Here is a 15,243-nt window from a genome sequence, read left to right on the forward strand (position 1 = left end):
ACACTCATTGACCCGCCCCGGGATGTCTGGAGACTTCATTCGTTGGAAGGATGAAGCCTTATGTCACGTCCCTCGTCATACCCCAAGGAGCTGCGGGAGCGCGCGGTCCGGATGGTCGCTGATACCAAGGGCGACTACCCGTCAGAGTTTGAGGCGATCAAGTCGATCGCGGCCAAGCTTGGTATTGGTTCGGCCGAGACCCTGCGCAAGTGGGTCCGTCGGGCCGAGATCGATGCCGGTCAGCGGCCCGGGGTGACTAGCGAGGAGTCGGCCCAGCTCAAGGCGTTGAAGAAGGAGAACGCCGAGCTGCGCCGGGCGAATGAGATCTTGAAGGCCGCGTCGGCTTTCTTCGCGGCGGAGCTCGACCGCCCACACCGGTCCTAGTCGATTTCATCGCCGAGTACAGGGACCGGTTCGGGGTCGAGCCGATCTGTGCCGTGCTGACCGAGCACGGCTGCCCGATCGCCCCGTCCACCTATTACGACGCTCGCAATCGTCAACCCAGTAAGAGAAACCTACGAGATCAGGAGTTGATCAACTTGATCCAGGCCGAGCGGAACGGCAAGTTCGCCCGGCTGCTCGGTGCCCGCAAGATGTGGCTGCGGCTACGCGGCAAGGGTCACGATGTCGCCCGCTGCACGGTGGAGCGGCTGTTCCGCCAGCTCGGCATCAGCGGCATCACCCGGGCCAAGGCGCCGCGGACCACGGTCCCAGACCAGAAGGCCGAGCGGCCGACCGACCTGGTCGACCGGGCCTTCGTGGCCAGTCGGCCCAACCAGCTGTGGTGTGCCGACTTCACCTACGTCCCGACCTGGGAAGGAATGGTCTATGTGGCGTTCGTCTTCGATGTGTTCTCCCGCCGGATCCTCGGCTGGCGGGCGGCCACCTCGATGACCACCGACCTGGTGCTGGACACCCTGGAGATGGCGATCTGGATCCGCCGCAAGGACGGGATCACCGACCTGTCCGGGCTGGTGCACCACACCGATGCCGGCAGTCAGTACACCTCGATCGCCTTCACCCAGCGGCTGGTCGATGCCGGCGTCGATGCCTCCGTCGGCACCGTCGGGGACGCCTACGATAACGCCCTGGCCGAGTCCCAGATCGGCCTCTACAAGAGCGAACTGATCTGGCCGGGCGGGCCTTGGCGGGGCCGTGATCATGTCGAGATCCAGACCCTGGACTGGGTGCACTGGTTCAACACCGAACGCACCCACGAGTCGATCGATGACTTCACCCCGGTCCAAGCCGAACAGTTCCACTACACCCACCAAGCCCGGCTCAGCCAAACCGGCTGAACCACAAAATCCGGTCTCCGGAAACTCCGGGGCGGGTCAACCTCCCTGGACATCACAGTTAGTCCGCGACCTCCCCACGGTACGCGAAGGGCACTCCCCAACCGCCTGCAGCGACGCGACCGCCATCGAGGACGCGGATGTCGTGCGCGGCGACGTACTGGTGGATACGGTGCATGTACTGCGACGTGATCGATCATGGAAGATAAATTCCGGCCAGGCTCCCTGGAGATCGCGGCCGCCTCCAATTCCAGATCAAGACGTTCCTGGGCCATCACGTACTCGAAGTCCATCGACCGAGCGTGGCAGCTGAGGCGGCGCATCACCACTGGTTACCTCTGGGCGGTTCCATCGTCGCCCCCTTGATCAACTTTGAGCGTTCGTCCGGTGACACCAGCAGGTGGTTGCACGGGTTCGCTGCCCGGCTCCGGTCTGACCAAACCCCTATCCTGAGTTGATGGCCGGTTTCGGAAGACTCGCCTCCTGGGCGTACGCGACATTCAACCGCAATCCGTCGACCGCACGCGCCGTGGTTGAGCTGTGTGGGCTGAGGGCTGATGATCATGTACTGGAGGTCGGCTGCGGCGCCGGGGGCGGAGTCGACTTGGTCGCGCGGCGGATCGGTGCGAATCGGATCGCCGCGGTTGACCCCTCGCCGACGTTCGTGACGATGGTCCGCAGCCGTACTCCCGGTGCCGACGTTCGCGTCTCCGGTGCGGAGGACCTGCCGTTCGACGACGGTTCGTTCACGGTGATCTACTCAATCGCCTCGATGCATCACTGGGACGACCGCAGCAAGGGGCTTGCAACCATCGCCGCCAAGCTTGCCCCGGAGGTCGACTGCTGATCGCGGAGCGTGCACTCAGGTCGCCCGGCCACGGCATTACGCCGGACCAGGCCCAGCTTGTCCTGGCCGAACTCCGACGGCTTGGCCTTGCCGGCGTCGGCGCCGAGGACCACACCGCCGGGCGTCGTCGCATGACGGTGATCACCGCAGGCCGTCCTGTCGGATGAGCCGATCGCCGGTTCTGCTGATCAGTGGCGCCCGGGCTGTGGCCAGAGTGGGTGCTGCAGGACCAGAATGAATCATCGCGTCCCATCGAGTTTGGAGGCAGCCATGGCAGACCATGTGTACCGCGTGACAGAGATCGTCGGAACCTCACCGGACAGCATCGACGCGGCCATCAAGACCGGACTCTCCCGGGCGGCGCAAACCGTCCGGAATCTCGACTGGTTCGAGGTGACCGAGATCCGTGGCTACCTGGAGGAAGGCGCAGTCAGCTACTTCCAGGTCGGGCTCAAGGTCGGCTTCCGGCTGGAGGATGGGTAGAAGGGCCGGTACGCCCGATCTTGCCCGCAGATCCGGACGGCAACCGTCCGGAACCCGGTCTAGATTCCGTGCCATGGCAATCGCACGCTTTCCTCAGGTCGTCATCGACTGCCCCGATCCGACCGCACTCGCGACGTTCTACGGAGCGATCTTGGACTGGCCCGTCAAGACTGACGGCGATTGGGCTGAGATCCGGGCCGACTACGGGGATTCGATCGGATTCCAGAAGGTCGACGGATTCGTTCCACCCGACTGGCCTTCACAGACCGCGCCCCAACAGATGCATATCGACGTCTCCGTCGACGATCTGGACGACGCCGAACGGGCCGTGATCAATCTCGGTGCGGTCAAACATCCGCACCAGCCAGGGACGACATTCCGCGTCTTCCTGGATCCGGCCGGTCATCCCTTCTGCCTGTGCGTGGACTGACCAGGCGCTCCGCGGGCTAATCCACAACGCGCATGGTGTTGCCGTTGATCACGATTGCCTGGCCGTCGCGCAAGGCGATGAACGGGATGTGATGCTCGATGTAGTAATCGGTGACCCTCGTCGCGCCGGCTGAACCGGCCCGGGTGCCGTAGTGCGGGGAGATCGTGAACGGCACGATGCCCAGACCCGAGGTGAGCAACTCATCGGGATAGCCCGGCAACTGGACGAAGAGCTCATCCAGGAGCGGGTATTCGGGTCCGAGCAGGCATCCTCCGGCGCTGTAACCGGCGTAGACGAGTGAGTCCTCGGAGAGCCGGTCGCGAATGATCTCATCCGCGCCGCTTTCACGGAACGCGGTGCGCAACACCAGAACGTTGCCGCCCAACACCCAGAGGCCGTCGAAACCTTCCAGGTCGGATCGGAGCCGGGACTGCTGACCGAAGTAGTCCTGCAGATCGAGCTCGGCCGGTTCCAACCCGATCTCCCGCAACTCTGCCAGTTCACTCTCCACCCGTTCGCGATGCTTGGCGGGGTCATCCAGATATGCGCCGTTGGCGATCACAGCGATGCGATTGCCAGCGGTGAAGAGCTTGATCAACTCCTCTGGCGCATTGCCCACGCGTTGTGATGACAGGTAGAGGCGCATCGTCGACCCTTCGATTCCCGGCGTGGTCCCCACGCAATCTGCGTGTTTGGAGCTGTCGAAATCCTCATGCGCTGTTCGACGTGGTGACAATAGCGGGACGATCCCGCGTCGCGGCGACCGGGAGGTGGCCTCCCTGCCGCGATCAAGAAAGCGACCTTCCAGAAGGGTTTCATCATGACGGTGGTCTTCAGTCACCTGTCCGCATCTGTCGACGGGTACGTCTCCGGCCGCGGTGCCCGGGCCGGCCTCGGTCTCGGCGACGGGTTCCGCATATTCGACTGGCTCTCCGACAGTGACGCACCGAACCGGGCGGTGGCCGAGTACGACGCCATCCGGACCGGTGCCGTGGTGTCGGGCCGCAACACCTACGAACATGCCGACCGCTGGGGCGGTGGCAGCATGAAACCCGGGGCGTCGCTGTTCGTCGTCAGCCGCGACCCGATCCCCGACGCCGCCCCCGGTCAGACCATCGTGACCGACGGACTGGGATCGGCGATCGAGCAAGCTACCGTCGTTGCCTCCCGATCCGGCAAGGACGTCAAGCTCGCCGCGGGCTCGACGACAACCGAGGCACTGAAGCTTGGTCTGGTGGACGAGATCCTGATCAGTCAGGTACCGGTGCTGCTTGGCGGCGGAATCCCGTTCTTCCGGGAGCTGCCCGCAGCGGTGGAACTCCAGTGCACTTCGGTTGCCGTGAACCAGGGCGTGACCCACCTGACCTATCGGGTCATCAAGTGACCGGACGGGCTCGGGGTACCGGCGCCGGATGGTGACTTTCCCATCCGGGCCAGGTGAGGTCACTGGTCGAGTCTGCTGGTCAGAACAGCGGGAGCGCGTTTTGCAGCCGACTGCCCGCGATGTTGGTCAGACGGAACGACACCATGATCAGCAAGACCGGCCGGCCAGCCGTCCGAACACCACTGGCCATGATCAACTCTCGGCAGCGGCGCCGCAGCTCGTCCGGATCACGGGTTGCCGCCGGCAGGCCGAGATCGATGCTCCAATGATTACGGTCGGCGTAGGTGATCTGCAGGTTGATGTGATGGGTGAGAGCCTGTCCATCGTGGGCTGCGGCGAGGCGCTGCACCGCGAGGTCGATCACGCCGTCGGCGTGCGCCTGGATGTCCGGCCAGCGATTCGACGGCCGCATAGCGGTTCGGGACGCCGATACGGTACGCCGCGGGCCGATTTGGCGAACCGTCGCGTCGTCGGTCGCGTCCCGGATGGACAGCAATCGGCGCGCCATCGTCGTCCCGACGACTGTCCGTAGCCGAGCCTCGTCGAAGTCGGCCAGTTCCGAGACTCGGGTGACGCCCGCATCGGCGAGCCGCGATGCGGTCGTCGGACCGACACCCCACAGCTCGTCGATGGTCAATCCTGCCCGGAGATGAACCTCCTCCGCCTCGGTGATCACCAACAGACCGTCGGGTTTCGCCCGGCGCGAGGCGAGCTTGGCCAGCAGCTTGGTCCGTGCCACACCCACCGTGACGGGTAGGCCGAGTTCATCCCGGGCAGCGCGGCGGATGGCCGTCGCTGACGCAACGGGGTCGGTGTCACCGACGTCGATGAAGGCCTCTTCCATCGAACCCGGTTCGACCTGGGCGGCGTACCGCCAGAAAAGTGCCATCAACGCCTCACCCGCCGACTGGTAGTCCGCCCGAGGTGGGAGCACCACCAGCTCCGGACACAGTCTCAGAGCCTGCCGCAGTGGCATCGCGCCGTGCACTCCGCGACCCCGCGCCGGGTAGGTGGCCGACATGACGATGTGGGTTGCCACAGCGACCGGGCGCCCCACCAAGTCGGGCCGGTGCCGCAGTTCGACCGACGCGAAGAAGCAGTCCGCATCGGCGTGCAGGAGGCTCATGCCCCAAGCGTGCCGAGGACCTCAGACAACAGCTCATCGGCACTTGACCTTCCCGGGACTGGACGGTGGGAGGTAGCTCTATCCCCAGCCGTCATCGGACCCGATCGACCACAACGGAGTCGTTAAGTTGCAGTACCGCTCGGCAGAAGCCGGCCTACCGGATGCCGCGGTGACGACCCGGGCGCCGATACTTGCTGGGTGCGCACAGAGCTCAGCTATGACGACGTCGCGGCATTCCTGGCCGACCGACACGAGAACCCCAGTGACCTGGAGCCGCTGACGGGCGGATTCTGGTCCTCGGCGTGGGCCTACCGGGCGGACGGGGACGAGCTGGTCATCCGCTTCGGTCAGGAAAGGACCTGGTACGAGGCCGACCAGATGGCGATGGAATTCACCCAACCCGACCTGCCGGTGCCGGAGGTCAAGGAGATCGGCACCACACCGCCGGGACTCGCCTACGCCATCTCCACACGCCGGCACGGCAGCTTCCTCGAAGACGCTCCGGTGGAGAACGCCGATGCCACCGCCGACACACTGACGCGGCTGCTCGTCGCACTCTTCCGCACGCCGGCGCCCGACGATGCCCCGGTGATGTGGCACCCCGCAGGCGAGCCCATCGGCAGCTGGCGGGAGTTCGTCCTGGCCGGCCTGGTCGACCAGCCCGGCACACCGGCGCACGGATGGAGTTCGGCGCTGGCAGCCGATCGAAGGTTGGCCGCCCTCTCCGCAGCCGTCACCGAACGCATCCACACCCTCGTCGACGCGTGCCCCGAACGCCGCGACCTGATCCACGGCGATCTGCTCCACGGCAACGTGCTGATCAGCGAAGACAGCCGGCGTGTCGAAGCCGTGCTGTCCTGGAAGTGTTCCGTACGCGGCGACTTCCTGTTCGATGCGGCCTGGTGCCACTTCTGGGCACCGTTCCACCCAGGAATCGCCGCCGCTCTCCCCAAGCTCCGGTTGCTCAAGGAGCACTCTGTTCGAGCCGACCCGGGCGCCACCGTCGACGCCGCCGCTCGCCAACACTGCTATGAGCTCCAGATCGGCTTCACCCATCTCGGCTGGAACATCTGGACCGGAAACCAGGACGCCCTGACCGCGACTGCGGACCGCTTGGCGGAGGTTCTCGATCGCGGCCCTGCCGAAGCCTGACCACTGAAGATCCGAGCGGAGCAGCTAGCGCGGATCTGCCGGCTCGTCGGCGCTCATTGTGGCCCACGCGTCACGGGTCAACCGATACTGCCTAAAGGACGACCCGCCGTAGATCACCTCGCCGTCGGGAACAAACCCGAATCGAGCGACGGCGCGGGTCGGGCTTCTGGTGAACGGCAAGGCGATGATCACCTCATCAAGACCGAGCTCCTCGAAACCCGTGCGCAGCGCTGCCCGCGTGATGTCGGCGCCACGGCCCCAATGCTCCGGCAGAAGCACGAGGGCGAAGTCGGCACCGTTCGCCTCGTGCTGGAAGCCGCCCCAGCCGGCGAACTCGCCGTCCACCAGGATGCCCCAAGGGCCGTAGCCGTGAAGTTCCCACTGCCCGTCCTTCTCCTGCACCCACTTTGCGGCCGACGTCTCAGTGGCCGTTGCTGCCAAGGGCATATGCCGTGCATTCCGTGGCTCGTTGAGCAGCGTCAGTACGGCCGACAACGGCACCTCAGTCAGCCGGACGAACTCGACTCGTGGCGGCGGCAAGATCACTTCCGATCGGCGTGAGGTGTACGCGATGCTGCGGTCGATGCTATCGACGAAGCCCGGTCTCCGGATCAAGATAGAGGCGGTGCCCGGTGCGATGGTCGAAGTTGAAGAGGTTGTTCAGCGAGCCCGCCTTTTCGTCGAAGGATGCGTTCCCGATGCGGCCCGCGCCGCAGTTGTCTTCGATGAACCGCAGTATCGAAGTCTGATCCGTGACGCTGTGATCAACGAAGTTGGACTTCGCATACGGCGAGACAACAAGCAGTGGCAGCCGAGGGCCGTACCCACAGCGATCCTGGTAGCCTCCCGAGACTCTGGCCGGCGTGTGGCCGCACGAGTTGTCGGCGGTCAAGCCGTCCTCCTTCGGATCCATCGACTGGTTGACGATCGGTCCCATCTGGTGGTCGTACCAGCCGTCGCTGTCGTCGTAGGCGATGATCACCGCCATGTGCTTCCAGTACTTCGTGCTCTGCAGCCGGTTGATCGTCTCGACCACGAAGTGCTGCTCATCGAGCGGGGTGGAATAACCGGCGTGCCCGTCCTGATAGGCGGGTGCTTTCAGGAAGCTCACCGCAGGCATCGAACGAGCGTCGACCGCGGCCCAGAAGTCCGTCAGGTCGTACTGGTGATTGGCCTGCCCGTCGTGCCCGATCTCCCTCGTGCTCGCCGGAGGCGTGTGGGCGAGATTGGCGGTGCTGGTGTAGTACTGGAACGGCTCGTGGTGGGGGATGTAGTCCTTGCTGGTGATCCCGCCGACGTTGGTGTGGGTCACAGTACAGTCGGCAAACCCGCCCTCGAACCATCCCCAACTGACACCCTTCGCGTTGAGCAGATCTCCGATATTGCGGTTGGCCGGATCATTGGATGCGCTCGTGTCCCGGGTGTCGCAGATGTCTCCGGTAGGTTGCGGGTCGCCGACCATGGTCGCATTCGGCGTCACCACTGGACTCGTCATGGTGAAGCCGTGGGTCTGGCCCGTGACCAGGTTGATGGCGCCCGGGGTCGACGGTCCGAACGTCGAGCCGTAGAAGTTGTCACTCATCGCGAACCGCTGGGCGTAGTTCCACATCGCGGTTACCGTGTTGCCGTCGTAGTAACCCATGACGAGCCCCTTGCCCTTGTTGTAGCTGGGGCAGTCCTGGGGCGCCCGGCCAACAGACTCGACGAACTTGTCCATCAGCCCGGAGTCGAACGCCATCTGCTCGCGCTGGTAGTTGTGGTCCTGGTCGCAGGTTTCCGCCTGGTCGCGACCCAACCGGAACGGCTGCACCGAATTGGGGTTGTTGGGATCCAACAGGCTGGTGTCGAGCCCGTTCACCGTCGGCGTGTCGCCGGCGGCGATGAAGGCGGGCTCGCCATCAGGATTGGCCGCGACGGGATACGTCGCGAAGTAGTGATCGAACGAGACGTTCTCCTGGAAGATGATCACCACGTTCTTGATGGGCGTGGTCGTCTTGGATTCGTCGAAGGCCGATGCCGGCGCGCTGATCCCCGCCAATGCCAGAGCAGCAATTCCTGCCGCCGCCAATACTGCCTTGCCGATGCGTCTGCCGCCCATGAGGTCCCCCTTTTCGACTGACCGCAGGGGGTTCGGATTTGTGTACGCCGTCCCCCGATTGTCGGTCTCGTTGATTTCGGCGACGGGTCGGGGAATCGGTCGTGACGCCGCGATGGATTGGCCGGCGCGTCGAATTCAATAACCGTATTCTGGTGGACCTGCAATTGGAAGACTCCGGGGTTCACCTCTGTCGGATTCCCGTGGCGCGTTGGGCGAGCCGGGCGCTGGATCTACGCCTACCCGCCCGCCGTCATGCTTCCCCGCGCCGGCACGCCCTCAGCCACGGCGTATCGGGCCAGGACCGCGCCGGCTGGGAACGACTGCGGAGGCTCCAGCAGGCGCAGATTTGTCGGGGTGGTGCCATCACCGAAGAGCTTCTGTCCCTGTCCGAGCAGGACTGGATAGAACCACAGGTTGAACCGGTCGACCAGTCGCAGCCGGAGCAGCTCCTGGATCAGCACCGAACTCCCCCAGGTGTGCACAGCGCGATGCTTCTCCCGTACGGCGGACACCTCGCCGACGTCGCGCAGATGGGTGGTGCCGATCCAGGACATTTCGGGTTCGCCGCGGGAGACGACGTACTTGGGGACGCTGTTGAACACCTCGCCGATTTCGTCGGTCGCCGAGGGCCAGGCCTTGCGGAAGATGTCGTAGGTCCTTCTACCAAGCAGCAGCGCGTCGGATTCCTTGACGTCGGCCTTGACCTGCCGCTCCGACTGCTCATCCCAGAACGCCGCCTGCCAGCCGCCGTACTCGAATTGGCCGGTGCCGTCCTCGTCCGGTCCGCCGTTCGCCTCGATGACGCCATCCACGTGCAGTACATGTTGACGTGAATTTCGCCCACGATTCCTCCTCTGGTTCGACTTGATGTTGACAGTGCGTCGGGTGGCAGCCGCTGTCTTCGACACCGCGCGACCAGAAATGCGTGGCATCGGGCGGAAGTGCCGGGGCGGTCACTTCTGCCAGACTGAGATGTGGCTGCGGCTTTCGCCGGTGAAAGGCGTCGTGTTCCAGTCGGCGTACCTGTTGCGCATGGTCAATCCGGCGAGTTCGGCCATCAGGTCGAGTTCGGATGGCCACACGTACCGATGCGGTGAGGCGAACGATCGCAGTTGCCCGTCGATCGTCCAGTAATGGTGCGATACGGCGATCTGAGCGCCGACGTCGTACACCTCGTAACCAAGATGGTCCGGGGTCGCAGTGAACACAGTCGTCGTTTCACCGGGTGGGAGCCGGCGCAACTGTGGCACATAGTTCTCCACGACGAAGTGGCCGCCTGCGCCGAGGTGGGCGGCGGCGTTACCGAAGGCCGCCACCTGCTCCGGCTGTGTCGTCAGGTTGGTGATGGTGTTGCGGGCAAGAACGACCAGACCGAACTCGCCGTCGAGCCGGGCAGTCGCGAAGTCCCCGATCACCACCTCGATGTCGCGGCCCGCGGCACGTTCGCCGATACGCGCGGCCATCGCCGGTGACAGTTCGATGCCGGCCACCTGGAGCCCGCGTTCGGCCAGCGGCACCGCCAAACGGCCGGTGCCGACACCGAACTCGAGCACCGGGGAGGTACCGGCCAGGTCGGCCAGGAAGTTTACGGCCGGGTTGAGAACAAGCGGATCGAACAGTTCGGGCCACAACAACTCGTACCGCTCGGCAACCCAGTCATCGAAGCGTGTGTCCGCCATGAGCAGCACCATGCTGCCCCAGTGGCCGTCGATCAAGGGGTTTCTGTTACTCAACGTGGTGTCTCGGGGCCGCGCGTAAGGAAGCCGCGGCAATGCGGCACCGGCAGGATGGTGGGAGGCTCTACTCGTGACAGAACCGTTCTTCGCGGCTTCTGGCGTTGCCGGTGCCGTACTGGCTGTGAGCGTTGCACTTTTCGCGATCGGGGAGCTCCAGCAGGCCGTACGGACCCGTGGCGGTGCCTCCCGCTCGAGGTTCGGCGACGAGGCAGCTTTCCGAGCGATCTTCTTCGCCGGAATCCTGGTCCTTCCCTCCTGCCTACGATTCCTCCCGCAAGCAGACATCGGTGGTGCCGCGATCTTCGTCATCGGCGCTGTGGTCGGTTGGCTGGGGCTGCTGCTGAGGTGGTGGGCGTTCGTCGCCCTGGGTCGCTACTTCACAACGGTGGTACAGGTCTCCGCTGATCAGCCGATCATCGATCGGGGCCCGTACCGGTTCGTCAGGCACCCCGGATACAGCGGGCTCATCGTCGCCTTCTTGGGATGTGGTCTGATGCTCGGCAATTGGGCCGCGGCCGTGATCTCGGCTGCCTTGATCGCGGCCGGGCTCATCGTTCGGCTGCTGCGTGAGGAGCGCGCACTCGTCGCAATGCGCGGTTCGGCCTATCGTGACTACGCCAAGGGCCGCGCACGACTGCTGCCATTCATCTGGTAAGAGACGACGCCTTCACCCGCAGCGGCACTAGGCAGAACGCACACGCGACTCGAGGTCCGCGATGCCGGTCATCGAGTCAGTTCGTGCATGAAGTCCTCGAAGGCGACCCGGTCGTCCGTGGTGTCGCCATGCGGTCCGGCGAACCAAGCCGTGTACTGGTTGATCTCGTCGAGACGCCATTCCAGGTCGAACAACTCGAGCATCAGCCGGTCGCCGCATTCGATGGTCCGCAAGTCACGTTCGGCCGGAGCGAGCTTCAATGACTCCCAGTCGACAAGCACCGTCCCCGATGCGGTGATCATCTGGTTCTGCATGCCCGGTTCGCCGTGAGTTGCCACCCACGGACGGGTTCGCGCCACCTGGGCGAGCTCGAAGTATCGGTCGGTCCAGCGGCCGATGTCGTCCCGCGCGGCGACGACAGCTGCCCTGCTCCTTTCGCCGTACGGACCTTGCGCCCACCGATGCCGTACCCACTCCGCCAGCCGCTCTGGCAGATCGGGCCCGACAACGGGTTGCCACGGGGGAAGTTCGACACCGAGCGCGATCAGATCAACCGCATGTAGTTGCCGAAGCATCGCCGCAGTTGTCCCTGTATCGATCACAGCGACCGGAGTCCCGTCCAACCACGGGGTGACGCTGACTGCCCCGCCCTCCAGCGGGACAGCGAAGGGCTCGATCGGGGCTGCGACAAAGGTCAGCCCTGTCCTGGCCAATGCGGCAGCACCCGCATAGGCGGCGCGCAAGGTCTCCACTGTGTGGCGTTCACCCAGACCGTCCAGTGTGACGAAATACCGAGCGCTGCCGCGGACGTCGGCCCGCCAGTGATGGGCGCCGAACCCGACGGATAGATGGGTCAGCTCGTCCACGGATGCGTCCCACGACCGTTGAACGAGCCGGAGGAATTCGGCGATATCCAGATCGGCCGGCGGTTCGTTCACACTCGGGACCTTACTGAACGGACCGGCCGCCGACGCCCAGACCGATCGCCGCAGAACTCTGGTCGGGCCACGACAACACAGGCATTACGCGTAATAGCGAAGCCACAGGTACGGAATGCTGATGGCGATGGTCACGGCGGTGACGACGATGCCGTACTTGGTGAACGTCCAGAACGTGATGTCGATGTCGTTGCGTTTGGCAATGCCGATGGTCACGACGTTGGCACTGGCGCCGATCGCTGTTGCGTTGCCCCCCAGGTCTGCGCCGAGTGCGAGGGCCCACCACAACGGCTTGGCGCCGTCTCCGCCTTCCTTCACCAGGTCCAGTGTCAGCGGCGCCATCGTCGTCACGTACGGGATGTTGTCGACGATGCCGGACAGCACCGCCGATCCGGCGACCAGGGCAATCGCCCCGAGGGCGTAGTGCCCTTCGATGGCGTTGGTAGCGGCTCGCCCCACGGCCTCGATGATTCCGAGGTTGACCAGTGATCCAACCATGATGAAGAGACCGGCGAAGAAGACGAGGGTCTCCCATTCCACGTCACCGAAGGTTTTCTCCGGTCCCAAACGGGTCAGCAGGATGAGTAGCCCCGCGCCGAGCATCGCCACGACAGACACATCGAGGTGGGTGACGGAGTGGAGCACGAATGCTGCGAGCACCAAAACGACCACCACCAGCGATTTGATCAACAGACCACGGTCGCGCAACGCTTCCCGTTCGTTGAGGGCCATCACTCGAGCTGCCTTCTGCTCGTCATGGACGAAGGCTTTGCGGAACATGAAACGACACATCACGATCAACACGGCGATGAGCACGACCACGATGGGCGCCATGTTGATCAGGAAGTCGTTGAAAGAAAGGTTTCCGCGACTGGGGCTGGCGATGATGATGTTGGGAGGGTCACCGATCAATGTTGCCGCACCGCCGATATTGCTGGCCATGACCTCCGCGATGAGGTACGGGATCGGCGGAACGCCGAGCCGCTGACAGACCAGAATGGTCACCGGAACGATCAGCAGAACGGTGGTGACGTTGTCCAAGAAGGCGGACAGGACCGCGGTGATCACGATCATCATGACCATGATCGTGAATGGTTTCGCCCGCGCCTTCTTGGCGGCCCAGATCGCCAGGAACTCGAAGACCCCGGTCGGTCGCAGAATTCCGACGATGATCATCATGCCGAGCAGCAGGAAGACCACGTTCCAGTCGATTCCGGTCTCCTCGGAGAAGAACGCGCGCTGACCGTCGGTTGCGCCGATCAGGACCATCGCCGCGGCCCCGGCGCTGGACACCATGACCCGGGGAAGCTTCTCGGTGGCGATGAAGACGTACACACCGACGAACACCACCAGCGCCGCAATGACCTGCACCGTCACCAGGCACCGCCAGCGGGATCGGACTGTGTCGGACCGGCGCTCAGCACCGCTTCCAGAACGGTCGACAGCGTCACGAACCGTTCGTCGGCCTCTTCGCTTCCTGCCACGAAAGCCACCGCGCAGCCGGCCGCTACCAGGACGGCGGCGATCTCCACCATCGTGGCGTCGGCATCCACCTCCGGGACGTCCCTCAGCCGCACCGTCCGGTCCGCGATCACTTCGGCCAACGTCTTCTCACGCAACGGCGCGACCATCTCAGCGATCGCTTGTTCATCCAACGTCGCTGCCAATGAGGGATCATTCAGCAGGTACTCCGGCAGCGCCAGGCGTACCACGTCAAGGGCGGTGATCACGCCCATCGGGATGTTGCCGTCGCTGACCACCACACCGGTCTTGCCACTGTCGGCAATCACCCGACTGGCGGCAGCGACGGAAAGCCGGCGATCGACCATAGGGATGGCGACTCGGATGTCGGTGGCACGCATCATCGGTCCTTACTGGGCAGAAGAATCGTCTCGCCGACCAGTCTTCCCGGCACACCGAGCGGCACAGTACTACATCAGATCACACGCTATGGCATCTCTTGCCCCGCAACCGCGTCGGCGGCGATCAGGGTCTGCCGGCCAAGCGGTTGAAGATCGATCTTGGTGCAGTGCAGCCCGCTGACTACCCGCTCGATGACTCCCCACTCCCAGATGGCTTTGGCGTTGAGGCCCGTGCGTTGGGCGAGCCTCCAGGACCGCTCTCGAGGGTCGCCCTGGAGGAGTTCGACAGGGTCGCCCCGCATGATCGTCCCGAGGTCGCACTCGGGTTCTGCCAGCAGTCCATCCGGGTCCACCAGCTTGAATTCGTGTCCCGCCTGGAGCGCGTTGAGCTGATGCACGTCACCGTGCACCAAGACGGCCTGCTCGTCGTCGTGCGCCGCCGCGCGCCGGCGAGCGCAGGACAGCGCATGATCAACCGCCTGCTCCGAGCACGGGTGATTGAGGTCCTCCCACGTCAGCGTGGCAAAGGCAGCCAGTTGCCGAGCTCGGTCGGCACCGGTCGGAAGTCCGCAGCCCGGTGCCGGGCGCCACAATTTGGCCGCGGTGTCGCTCAGGATGTCGTGACGCCTCACGATCGGGAGGCCAAGTTCGAACAGTGGCGGACCCAGCCGTTCGAGCAGGAGCGCGCTCAATTCGACGTCGGCGCGGATCAGGCTCACGCAGCCCCGGCCGTCGGCGAGACGCAGCGCGGTGATCTCGTGCCTCGCCTTGCGGTCGCTCAACGGTACGAGGACTTTCAGCACCGTCGGCTGTCCTGCGCGTGTCGTGGCCTCAGCAACGTAGGCCGCGGTGGCGTTGTCGAACGGGCGGCCGACGCTGATGTCCCACTGTCGTTCGAGCTGGTTCACCAGCGCCGGAAGATCGTCAAGCCATCGTTCGGCACCGGCGGCGACGGCGTGATTTCGGAGGACCTCCGAGATGCTGATCAACTGACGCGCCCTTCAGATCGTCAGGGGCATGGACGACCACAGTTTCACGCCCCCTGCCTACCAGCCAACAGACATTTTCCGAAGATCACTCATGACATTCCGGCGGGAACCTGTGACCATGGAAGATCGCGGTGATCTCGACGAGATCGATTCCGGCCGAGAGGCGCATCGGCGAGACCGGCGCAGCGTCGAGGCCCCCGAAGGGCACAGCTGAAACTCTGTCGACCGCACCATGGCTCCGGCCCATA

General features: G+C 64.7%; 18 protein-coding genes and 1 other annotated feature. Of the genes, 7 read left to right on the plus strand and 11 right to left on the minus strand.

The window, feature by feature from the left end:
- Positions 1-60 precede the first annotated feature (60 nt).
- The 4 genes from GJV80_RS06935 to GJV80_RS06950 all read left to right on the plus strand — a co-directional run bounded on the left by GJV80_RS06935 (position 61) and on the right by GJV80_RS06950 (position 3,055).
- Positions 61-1,298, plus strand: a protein-coding gene (locus tag GJV80_RS06935) for an IS3 family transposase (protein WP_154686805.1) whose coding sequence is annotated in 2 segments (ribosomal slippage) — positions 61-343 and positions 343-1,298 — 1,239 coding nt in all. Because the reading frame shifts where the segments join, the coding sequence is not laid out codon by codon here.
- Positions 342-470: a sequence feature (AL1L pseudoknot), on the plus strand. It overlaps the preceding gene by 129 nt.
- Before the next feature lie 454 nt (positions 1,299-1,752).
- A complete protein-coding gene (locus tag GJV80_RS06940; protein WP_154687268.1) occupies positions 1,753-2,142 on the plus strand; it encodes a class I SAM-dependent methyltransferase in 390 nt (129 codons plus the stop codon).
- 270 nt (positions 2,143-2,412) lie between these two features.
- Positions 2,413-2,625 carry a dodecin gene (locus GJV80_RS06945; protein WP_154687269.1) on the plus strand — a complete coding sequence of 71 codons (213 nt, stop codon included), beginning with the start codon at positions 2,413-2,415 and terminating at the stop codon, positions 2,623-2,625.
- A gap of 73 nt (positions 2,626-2,698) precedes the next feature.
- Positions 2,699-3,055, plus strand: coding sequence for a VOC family protein (locus GJV80_RS06950; protein ID WP_154687270.1), 357 nt, complete (start codon positions 2,699-2,701; stop codon positions 3,053-3,055).
- Between the two features lie 16 nt (positions 3,056-3,071).
- Here GJV80_RS06950 and GJV80_RS06955 read toward each other — a convergent pair whose 3' ends face one another.
- On the minus strand, positions 3,072-3,674 hold the full coding sequence (locus GJV80_RS06955) for a Type 1 glutamine amidotransferase-like domain-containing protein (protein WP_195909209.1): 603 nt from the start codon (positions 3,672-3,674) through the stop codon (positions 3,072-3,074).
- Between the two features lie 201 nt (positions 3,675-3,875).
- On the opposite strand from GJV80_RS06955, the gene GJV80_RS06960 reads away from it, so the two are divergent.
- A complete protein-coding gene (locus GJV80_RS06960) occupies positions 3,876-4,439 on the plus strand; it encodes a dihydrofolate reductase family protein (protein WP_154687272.1) in 564 nt (187 codons plus the stop codon).
- Positions 4,440-4,518: 79 nt separating this feature from the next.
- Here the strand turns inward: GJV80_RS06960 and GJV80_RS06965 are convergent, their stop codons facing one another.
- Positions 4,519-5,565, minus strand: a complete 1,047-nt coding sequence (locus GJV80_RS06965) for a DNA polymerase IV (protein WP_154687273.1) — start codon at positions 5,563-5,565, stop codon at positions 4,519-4,521.
- A gap of 198 nt (positions 5,566-5,763) precedes the next feature.
- Here GJV80_RS06965 and GJV80_RS06970 point away from each other — a divergent pair, with 198 nt between their 5' ends.
- Complete coding sequence (locus tag GJV80_RS06970) at positions 5,764-6,717, plus strand: phosphotransferase family protein (protein WP_154687274.1); 954 nt, start codon at positions 5,764-5,766, stop codon at positions 6,715-6,717.
- A 24-nt stretch (positions 6,718-6,741) separates the two neighbouring features.
- Here the strand turns inward: GJV80_RS06970 and GJV80_RS06975 are convergent, their stop codons facing one another.
- The 4 genes from GJV80_RS06975 to GJV80_RS06990 form a co-directional block, all read right to left on the minus strand.
- On the minus strand, positions 6,742-7,257 hold the full coding sequence (locus GJV80_RS06975; RefSeq protein WP_154687275.1) for a GNAT family N-acetyltransferase: 516 nt from the start codon (positions 7,255-7,257) through the stop codon (positions 6,742-6,744).
- 46 nt (positions 7,258-7,303) lie between these two features.
- On the minus strand, positions 7,304-8,815 hold the full coding sequence (locus GJV80_RS06980; protein ID WP_154687276.1) for a phospholipase C: 1,512 nt from the start codon (positions 8,813-8,815) through the stop codon (positions 7,304-7,306).
- Positions 8,816-9,051: 236 nt separating this feature from the next.
- Positions 9,052-9,627: a dihydrofolate reductase family protein gene (locus GJV80_RS06985; protein ID WP_230208207.1), complete on the minus strand. Its 576-nt coding sequence runs from the start codon at positions 9,625-9,627 to the stop codon at positions 9,052-9,054.
- Between the two features lie 141 nt (positions 9,628-9,768).
- Positions 9,769-10,494 (minus strand): class I SAM-dependent methyltransferase, encoded by a 726-nt coding sequence (locus GJV80_RS06990; RefSeq protein WP_154687278.1) that lies wholly within the window; start codon positions 10,492-10,494, stop codon positions 9,769-9,771.
- A 178-nt stretch (positions 10,495-10,672) separates the two neighbouring features.
- On the opposite strand from GJV80_RS06990, the gene GJV80_RS06995 reads away from it, so the two are divergent.
- The gene (locus GJV80_RS06995) at positions 10,673-11,206 is read left to right on the plus strand and encodes an isoprenylcysteine carboxylmethyltransferase family protein (RefSeq protein ID WP_230208208.1); all 534 of its coding nucleotides are present in this window, start codon (positions 10,673-10,675) and stop codon (positions 11,204-11,206) included.
- Between the two features lie 68 nt (positions 11,207-11,274).
- Here the strand turns inward: GJV80_RS06995 and GJV80_RS07000 are convergent, their stop codons facing one another.
- The 5 genes from GJV80_RS07000 to GJV80_RS24510 form a co-directional block, all read right to left on the minus strand.
- Positions 11,275-12,144: an aminoglycoside phosphotransferase gene (locus GJV80_RS07000; RefSeq protein WP_154687280.1), complete on the minus strand. Its 870-nt coding sequence runs from the start codon at positions 12,142-12,144 to the stop codon at positions 11,275-11,277.
- 84 nt (positions 12,145-12,228) lie between these two features.
- Positions 12,229-13,521 carry an ArsB/NhaD family transporter gene (locus GJV80_RS07005; protein WP_154687281.1) on the minus strand — a complete coding sequence of 431 codons (1,293 nt, stop codon included), beginning with the start codon at positions 13,519-13,521 and terminating at the stop codon, positions 12,229-12,231.
- Positions 13,518-14,006 carry a hypothetical protein gene (locus tag GJV80_RS07010; protein WP_154687282.1) on the minus strand — a complete coding sequence of 163 codons (489 nt, stop codon included), beginning with the start codon at positions 14,004-14,006 and terminating at the stop codon, positions 13,518-13,520. Before GJV80_RS07010 ends, GJV80_RS07005 begins: the two co-directional genes overlap by 4 nt.
- An 86-nt stretch (positions 14,007-14,092) precedes the next feature.
- A complete protein-coding gene (locus tag GJV80_RS07015) occupies positions 14,093-14,914 on the minus strand; it encodes an aminoglycoside phosphotransferase family protein (RefSeq protein ID WP_255455568.1) in 822 nt (273 codons plus the stop codon).
- Between the two features lie 166 nt (positions 14,915-15,080).
- On the minus strand, positions 15,081-15,203 hold the full coding sequence (locus GJV80_RS24510; protein WP_255455547.1) for a hypothetical protein: 123 nt from the start codon (positions 15,201-15,203) through the stop codon (positions 15,081-15,083).
- Positions 15,204-15,243 lie beyond the last annotated feature (40 nt).

Source organism: Microlunatus sp. Gsoil 973 (assembly GCF_009707365.1).
Lineage (GTDB): Bacteria > Actinomycetota > Actinomycetes > Propionibacteriales > Propionibacteriaceae > Microlunatus.